Below are 7,725 nucleotides of genomic sequence, written 5' to 3'. Positions count from 1 at the left end.
GCGCCGGACGAGGCGGCTTCCTGCGACGGCGCTGCGGCGCTCGGCGCGCCGGGGGCGTCGTCGAAGAAGCCGTAGCCGAGGTCGGCCTCGCTCGGTGCGGTGGCGGCCGGCGCACCGGGGGCGCCTTCATGGAAGCCGTAGCCCGGGCCGAGCGGCAGCAGGGCGACCTGCTCGCGCGCGACGTGGAAGGTGAACAGGTCCAGCAGGTCGCTGTCGGTGCTGGTGGTGCAGATCTTGAAGCGGCGCATGCCGTCGGCCGACATGCCGTTGTCCAGCGGCTCGATGGTGCCGAGGTCGGTGATCTCCTTGAAGAGCTCGACCAGGTTGTCGGCGTCGGCCAGGTTCTTCAGCGGGCCGACGCGCAGCTCGAGCATGCGGGCAGCGCCCGGCGGCGTGGCGGCGGGCATGCCGCCCGGCGTGGCGGGGGCGGCGGCCTTAGGCTTGTCGGCCGCGGCCGCGGGGGCGGACACCGGCGGGGCTTCGCCGGCGACCATCGCGCGGATGTTGAACAGCAGCTCGGTGGTGTCGAGCTCGTCGCCGCCGCCGCCCTGGTGGCGGGCCAGCTGGGCGCGCAGTGCGTCGCCCGACTGCAGCAGCACGTCGACCATCGGCGCGGTGGGGGTCAGTTCGTGGCGGCGCAGCTTGTCGAGCAGCGTCTCCATCTGGTGGGTCAGTTCGGCGACGTCGGAGAAGCCGAAGGTGGCTGCGCCGCCCTTGATCGAATGCGCGCAGCGGAAGATCGCGTTGAGCTCTTCGTCGTCCGCCGACTCGATGTCGAGGTCGAGCAGCAGCTTCTCCATGCGGTCGAGGTTCTCGCCCGCTTCTTCGAAGAAGACCTGATAGAACTGGCTCAGGTCGATGCCGGCGCTCAGCTGAGAGCCTTCGGAGGTCATCTCGCCCATGGCGTGCTCCTGGATGGATTTGTTGTCGGTGCCGGAAGAAAACGTGCGCTCAGCAGGCTGCTCAGCGCACGACCTTCTTGATGACTTCGATCAGCTTGGCCGGATCGAAGGGCTTGACCAGCCAGCCGGTGGCGCCGGCGCTGCGGCCCGCCTGCTTCATCTGGTCGCTCGACTCCGTCGTCAGGATCAGGATCGGCGTGCTCTTGAACTTGGGGTTGTCGCGCAGCTTCTTGGTCAGGCTGATGCCGTCCATGCGGGGCATGTTCTGGTCGGTCAGCACGAGGTCGAAGTCGCGGCCGCTGGTCTTCTCGTAGGCGTCCTGGCCGTCCACGGCCTCGACGACGTTGTAGCCGGCGCTCTTCAGCGTGAACGACACCATCTGGCGCATGGAGGCGGAATCGTCGACCGCGAGGATGGAATGCATGGTTTTCTCCGGAATTCTCGAGAACTGTTTCGGTAGGTGGGACTGAGGTCTTGAGGGGTGGCCTAGAACAATTCGATGGAACCGACGTCCATTTCGGCCTGGGTCACCGGGTTGGGTCGCAACGGGGCTTCCTCGACCACGGTCTCACCGTCTTCGTCGTCCGCGAAGGCCTCGCGGGCCAGCCGGTCCACGCAGTTGCGCAGGCGGCGATTGGTGTGGTTGATCAGCTGGGAGGCCATGTCCTGGAACTGCAGCGCGGTGACGGCGCCGCCGAGGTCCTGCATGACGCCGCTGAACACCTCGTCGCTTTCCTCGCCGGAGTGCGGGCGCGCGCGCAGCGTGCGGATCTGTTCCGAGGCGCCGTAGAAGCGCTGCATCAGCGTGTCGCAGGCATCGGCCAGCAGGGTCTGAAGGCGCTCCAGGTCGTTGGTGGCCGACATCAGGTGGTCCTGCAGGTCGGCGGCGGCCAGCAGCGCCATGCCCGCGTGGGGGGGTGGCGAGCCGGCTTCGTTGGCGTCGTTCGTCTGCATCCAGGTCTCCGAGCAGGGAGGGGGGGTGCGCCGCGCAGGAGACTCCCTGCGCAGGGCGTGATATCTGTCAGGCATTTTCGGCAGGCCCTCGGAAAGCATTAGCGCAATCACAGGCCAAAAGCGCCGCCAATTCGCCCGACCCGCCTGCCGCGGCCCAGAGCGTGCGAAGTTGGCACCTGCGCGCGCGTTGCTTGGCATACTGCGGGCCATGCCACCACCGCTTGCCGAACAGCGCCTGCGTCTCCTGCACCTGGAGGATTCGGAGCTGGACCACCACCTGACGCTGGCCCACCTGCGCCGCGGCGGCCTGGACGTCGATGCGGTGCGCATCGATTCGGAGGCCGAGTTCCTGCACGCGCTGGAGCCGGCGCACGAGTGGGACATCGTCATCTCCGACTACAACCTGCCGGGTTTTTCGGGCCTGGTGGCGCTCGACCTGCTGAAGGCGAGCGGGCGCAGCATCCCGTTCATCCTGGTGTCGGGCGAGATCGGCGAAGACACCGCGGTCGAGGCGATGCGCAATGGCGCGAGCGACTACCTGCTGAAGAACAACCTGGCGCGGCTGGTGCCGGCGCTGCTGCACGCGGTCGAGGCGCACGAGCTGCTGCTGGCGCGCCAGCGTGCCGACCGCGAGCTGGGCGAGCAGAAGCAGCGGGTGCACGAGCTGGCGCAGCATTTGCAGACCAGCGTCGAATCGGAGCGGGCGGCGATCGCGCGCGAGATCCATGACGACGTGGGTGGCTCGTTGACGGCGATCAAGTTCGACCTGGCCTGGATCCAGCGCCATTCCGATTCGCCCGAGGTGCTGGCGCGGGCCACGTCGGCGCTCGAGACGGTGACGCACGCGATCGAGGCCAGCCAGCGGGTGATGCACAACCTGCGGCCGGCGATCCTGGAGCAGGGGCTGGTGGCGGCCTTGCAGTGGATGGCGAGCCGTTTCGAGAAGCGCACCGGCGTCAGCTGCGAGTTCCGCAGCCGCTACGACCACCTCACCTTGCCGGCTGGCGTGCCGCTGGTGGCGTACCGCACGGCGCAGGAGGCGCTGACCAACATCACCAAGCATGCGCAGGCGAGCCATGTGCAGATCGACCTGACGCTGGCCGGCGGGGTGCTGTCGCTGGAGATCAGCGACAACGGGCGCGGGCTGAACCAGGACGATCTGGCGAAGGTGCGTTCGTTCGGCATCCGCGGCCTGCACGAGCGGGCCGGCACGGTGGGCGGCTGGGTCGATCTGAGCAGCGGCCCGGGCGGCACGACCTTGATCCTGTCGGTGCCGCTGGAGGTGGTGGAAGAGGACCTGGACATCGAACTGACGGAGCCCTCGGCGCCGTATGACCCGACGGTGTGGGGGAACATCTGATGATCAAAGTGATTCTGTGCGACGACCATGCGTTGATCCGGCGCGGCATCCGCGACACCTTGTCGGACGCACCCGACATCGAGGTGATCGGCGAGGCCGGCGACTACACCGAGCTGCGTTCGCTGCTGCGCACGACGGGGGGGTGTGATGTGCTGGTGCTGGACATCAACCTGCCGGGCCGCAGCGGGCTGGACGTGTTGCACGTGCTGAAGGACGAGGGTTCGACGATGCGGGTGCTGGTGGTGTCGATGTACCCCGAGGACCAGTATGCGATCCGGGCGCTGCGCGCCGGCGCGTTCGGCTATGTCAACAAGGGGGGCGACCCGGCGACGATCGTCGCGGCGGTGCGCACGGTGGGGCAGGGCCGCAAGTACGTGACGCCGGAGATTGCGCAGATGCTGGTGGAGAGTTTGACGACGCCGACGACGGAGGCGGCGCACGAGAAGCTGTCGGACCGGGAGTTGCAGACGCTGGTGATGATCGCGTCGGGGAAGCGCTTGTCCGATATCGCGGAGGAGCTGATGCTCAGCCCGAAGACGGTGAGTGTTTACCGGGCGCGGGTGTTGGAGAAGCTGGGCTTGTCCAACAACTCGGAGATGACGGTTTACGCGATCCGCAATGGCTTGGTTGGGAGCGAATAAGTGGTCTTTCGGCGCGAGCAAAGGCGCGTGCGGGCAGGCTGGGGCGCGCCGGATGGGGCGGTCCTCGCCCTGGGGGGCGAGGACTCCCCTGCGCTGCCTGCTTTCAAGGCCCGTCGCCGAAACTCCCGCCGCTCGCTTCGCTCGCTGTGGTCAAACAGTCGGCGACAAGTCAGACCACGAAGCGTGCTGGCGCACGCGGGCCTTGCAAGCAGCCAGCTCCGGCGCCCCATCCTGATTGGCGCGCCCCAGCCTGCCCGCCCGCGCCTTTGCCGAACCAGTGGTTTGGTGCGGAGATCCCGGATTGGCATCCGGGCTACACGCCTCGTAGCCCGGATGCCAATCCGGGGTTCGTCCCCGCACTTCGTTGAGACGAAGCGAAGCGAGCCGGTTGGAGAAGAAGATCCAACAATCGAGATGAAGGCCCGAGCCAGAACGGCCGTGTAAAGGCCGCTTGTGGCCGAAGCGTGCAGAACGAACTGCATGGTGTTCGGGTTGAGGCTCTTTGCTTTGGTTACTTTCATTTGAGCCAGCAAATGAAAGTGACTCGCCCGCCGGGGCGAGACCCGGCAGCAGCCTCACGCAGTGAAAGGAAGCCCTCGCGCAGCGAGCCCCAAGGAAGGAGGTCAGAACCCCAAACTCGCCAGCAGGTCGTCCACCTCGCCCTGGTTGGTCACCACGTCGGTGCGACCTTCCGGATTGACGACGGGACCGTTGAGGATCGACTGCTCGACCTTCTGCACCTGGTCGGGCGGTGCCGCCTGCACCAGCAGCTTCACCAGGCTGTCCTCCAGGTCGGCGGCAAGCGCCACCACCTTGGCCACGACCTGGCCGGTCAGGTCATGGAAATCCTGCGCCATCATGATGTCCGTCAGGTGCAGGTCGATGCGCGCCGTGGCGGCCTCGACGTCGCCGACGAAGTTCATCACCGAGCCCGAGGCCACCGCCTTCACCGGGTCGGCGACGATCGCCGCGGCAATGCGCCGCGTGTCCGCTGCGATGTTCGCGTGCTCCAGCTTGGCCTGGTCGACCGAGTTCAGCACCTTGTTCGCGGCCGCGCCGGTTTTCTCGGCGATGTAGTTCAGGCGGCTGCGCGCGTCCGGCAGGTTGTCGGCGGCGGTCTGCAGCTTGGGCATCACGCCCAGCTGCGTCAGCGTGTCGTGCAGCTGGCGCGTGATCACGCCGATCTGCTTGAAGACCTCCGGCGAAGCCGCAGGCGTCGCCGGGGCCAGGGTGGCCATCGTATCCATCTTCATGAGGTGTTCCCTTGTTGATTCAGGGCTGGTCAAGCGTCAGGCCGTGGCCGCCAGCTTTTGCATGATCTTCTGGACTTTTTCTTCCAGCGTCGCCTTCGTGAAGGGCTTGACGATGTAGCCGGCCGCGCCGTCCTGGGCCGCGCGCACGATGTCTTCCTTGCGCGCCTCGGCCGTCACCATCAGCACCGGGATGTGCTTGAGCGTCGCCTCGGCCTTCACGGCCGCCAGCAGCTCGAAGCCATTCATGTTGGGCATGTTGATGTCGCTGACGACGAAGTCGAACTTCGCGTTCTTCAGCATGTTCAGCGCCACCGCGCCGTCTTCGGCTTCCTCGGCATTGTTGTAGCCGATCTCCTTCAGCAACCCGCGCACGATGCGGCGCATGGTCGAGAAGTCGTCGACGATCAGGAATTTCATCTCGGTGCTCATGGAAGTCCTCGCTGGGGTCGCGTTGGTTGGCGCCTGAATGGCTGCTTGCGCCTGTTATCGGGCGGCGGTGACGGAAGTTGAGGGCGGTGTGGCCGCACCCTCGATGGCCGGCGCCTCTGGCGGCATTTCCACCGCCTCCGGCGCACTCTGGAAGAATCGGTCCTCGGCTTCGCGGTTCATCACGATGATGCTGATGCGCCGGTTGGACGGGCTCAGGGGATCGTTGCGCTCGAACAGCGCGCTCGACGCGAGCCCCTGCACGCGCAGCATGCGGTCCTCGGGCAGCCCGCCCAGCAGCAGCTCGCGGCGCGACGCATTGGCGCGGTCCGACGACAGTTCCCAGTTGCTGTAGCCGCGCTCGCCGCCGCCGAAGGGCGCCGCATCGGTGTGGCCCTCCAGCGTCAGCCGGTTCGGCACCTCGGACAACACGCTGCCGATCTCGTGCAGCAGCTCGCGCATGTAGGGTTTGACGACCGCGCTGCCGCTGTCGAACATCGGCCGGTTCTGGTCGTCGACGATCTGGATGCGCAGCCCGTCGCGCGTCATGTCGAGCCGGATCTGCGACTTCAGCGCCGCCAGCTTCGGGTTCGACGCCAGCACGTCTTCCACGTGCTGCTTCAAGGCCTGCAGGCGCTGCGCCTCGGCCTGGCGCTGCTCGGCCTTCACCGCCGCCAGGTTGATGGTGCTGCGCGACGCGGTGTCGCCCTTCTTGACCTGGCCGCCGCTGCGGGTGAGGTCGGTGCCGCCGCCCTTGATCACGTGCGACGAATCGCCCGAGCCGCTGCCGCCGCTCAACAGCGCCACCTTCAGCGGCGCCTGGAAATAGTCGGCAATGCCCTTCTTGTCGCCCTCGGTGGTCGAACCGAGCAGCCACATCAGCAGGAAGAACGCCATCATCGCCGTCACGAAGTCGGCGTACGCGATCTTCCATGCGCCGCCATGGGCGCCATGGCCGCCCTTCTTGACGCGCTTGATGATGATCGGCTGCAGCTTCTTCGAGTCGCCGGCCATTACGTCGCGTCCTTCACTTCTTGCCCTTCACGTGGCCTTCGAGTTCCGCGAAGGTGGGCCGGTCGGTCGAATACAGCACCTTGCGGCCGAACTCGACGGCCACCTGCGGCGCATAGCCCTGCATGCTCGCGAGCAGCGTGGTCTTGATGCACTGCAGTTCCTTGCCGTTCTCGTCGTTCTTCTGCTCCATCAGCCCGGCCAGCGGTTCCGCGACCGCATAGGCCAGCAGGATGCCGAGGAAGGTGCCGACCAGCGCCGAGCCGATCATGCCGCCCAGGATGGCGGGCGGCTGGCCCACCGAGCCCATGGTGTTCACGACGCCCAGCACGGCGGCGACGATGCCGAAGGCCGGCAGCGCGCCGGCCAGGCGGGCGATCGCGGCCGCGGGGGCGTGCGCCTCGTGGTGGTGCGTGTCGATCTCGCTGTCCATCAGGCTTTCGATCTCGTGGGCGTTCAGGTTGCCCGAGACCATCATGCGCAGGTAGTCGGTGATGAACTCGACCACGTGGTGGTCGCTACCGACGGTCGGGTATTTCTTGAAGAGGGCGGATTCGTGCGGGCGTTCGACGTCGTTCTCGATCGACATCAGGCCTTCCTTGCGCGCCTTCTGCAGGATGTCGTACAGCAGCGCCAGAAGTTCCATGTAGCGCGCCTTCGAATACTTCGAGCCCTTCAGCAGCGCCGGCAGCGCTGCCATCGTGGCCTTCAGCACCTTGGGCTGGTTGTTCACGACGAAGGCACCCAGCGAGCCGCCCAGGATGGCCATCAGCTCGGTCGGCAGCGCGTGCAGGATCACGCCCATGTTGCCGCCGTGGACGATGTAGGCGCCGAAGATGCACCCGAGGGCAACCGCGTAACCGATGAGGACGAACATGATCCAGGGTGTTCCGTGTGGTGGGGGCGCTCGTGCGAACCGGCGCAGGTCTCGGACCGTTATCGGCCCTCACCCCCGTCACTTGAGTGTGGAGGGGGCGGGGGGGCGGCAATCGCTCGAACAGCGCTGAAAAAAGGATTGCTTCTCGCTGCGCGAGGGCTTGCGCTGGTTCACTGCGTGAGGCTGCTGCCGGGTCTCGCCCCGGCGGGCGAGTCACTTTCTTTGTCTTGCCAAAGAAAGTAACCAAAGAAGGCGCTTGAACCCGAACACCATGCAGTTCGTTCTGCACGCTTCGGCCACA

General features: G+C 66.7%; 9 protein-coding genes. 2 read left to right on the top strand and 7 right to left on the bottom strand.

Annotated features, from left to right (window positions below; all coding sequences use genetic code 11):
- The 3 genes from AC1DYN_RS30825 to AC1DYN_RS30815 form a co-directional block, all read right to left on the bottom strand.
- The coding region (locus AC1DYN_RS30825) for an Hpt domain-containing protein (protein ID WP_477966322.1) at positions 1–902 on the bottom strand (902 nt) is incomplete at its 3' end.
- A gap of 61 nt (positions 903–963) precedes the next feature.
- Entirely contained in the window at positions 964–1,326 is a 363-nt protein-coding gene (locus AC1DYN_RS30820) for a response regulator (protein ID WP_047511098.1), read from the bottom strand.
- 62 nt (positions 1,327–1,388) lie between these two features.
- Positions 1,389–1,856, bottom strand: a complete 468-nt coding sequence (locus AC1DYN_RS30815; RefSeq protein ID WP_477966320.1) for a hypothetical protein — start codon at positions 1,854–1,856, stop codon at positions 1,389–1,391.
- 208 nt (positions 1,857–2,064) lie between these two features.
- On the opposite strand from AC1DYN_RS30815, the gene AC1DYN_RS30810 reads away from it, so the two are divergent.
- Entirely contained in the window at positions 2,065–3,216 is a 1,152-nt protein-coding gene (locus AC1DYN_RS30810) for a hybrid sensor histidine kinase/response regulator (RefSeq protein ID WP_477966318.1), read from the top strand.
- A complete protein-coding gene (locus AC1DYN_RS30805; protein WP_477966316.1) occupies positions 3,216–3,857 on the top strand; it encodes a response regulator in 642 nt (213 codons plus the stop codon). The genes AC1DYN_RS30810 and AC1DYN_RS30805 overlap by 1 nt, the downstream gene beginning before the upstream one ends.
- Before the next feature lie 623 nt (positions 3,858–4,480).
- On the opposite strand, the gene AC1DYN_RS30800 is transcribed toward AC1DYN_RS30805, so the two are convergent.
- The 4 genes from AC1DYN_RS30800 to motA are packed head-to-tail and all read right to left on the bottom strand — an operon-like array spanning position 4,481 to position 7,424.
- Positions 4,481–5,110, bottom strand: a complete 630-nt coding sequence (locus AC1DYN_RS30800) for a protein phosphatase CheZ (protein WP_477966314.1) — start codon at positions 5,108–5,110, stop codon at positions 4,481–4,483.
- Positions 5,111–5,146: 36 nt separating this feature from the next.
- On the bottom strand, positions 5,147–5,539 hold the full coding sequence (gene cheY / locus AC1DYN_RS30795) for a chemotaxis response regulator CheY (protein WP_477966312.1): 393 nt from the start codon (positions 5,537–5,539) through the stop codon (positions 5,147–5,149).
- Positions 5,540–5,593: 54 nt separating this feature from the next.
- The gene (motB, locus tag AC1DYN_RS30790) at positions 5,594–6,550 is read right to left on the bottom strand and encodes a flagellar motor protein MotB (RefSeq protein WP_477966310.1); all 957 of its coding nucleotides are present in this window, start codon (positions 6,548–6,550) and stop codon (positions 5,594–5,596) included.
- 13 nt (positions 6,551–6,563) lie between these two features.
- On the bottom strand, positions 6,564–7,424 hold the full coding sequence (motA, locus tag AC1DYN_RS30785) for a flagellar motor stator protein MotA (RefSeq protein WP_477966308.1): 861 nt from the start codon (positions 7,422–7,424) through the stop codon (positions 6,564–6,566).
- Between the last annotated feature and the right edge of the window lie 301 nt (positions 7,425–7,725).

The organism is Rhizobacter sp. P2_D12, from assembly GCF_056404395.1.
The sequence above is the reverse complement of the archived record's forward strand: the minus strand, read 5'-3'. Positions and strand labels throughout refer to the sequence as shown.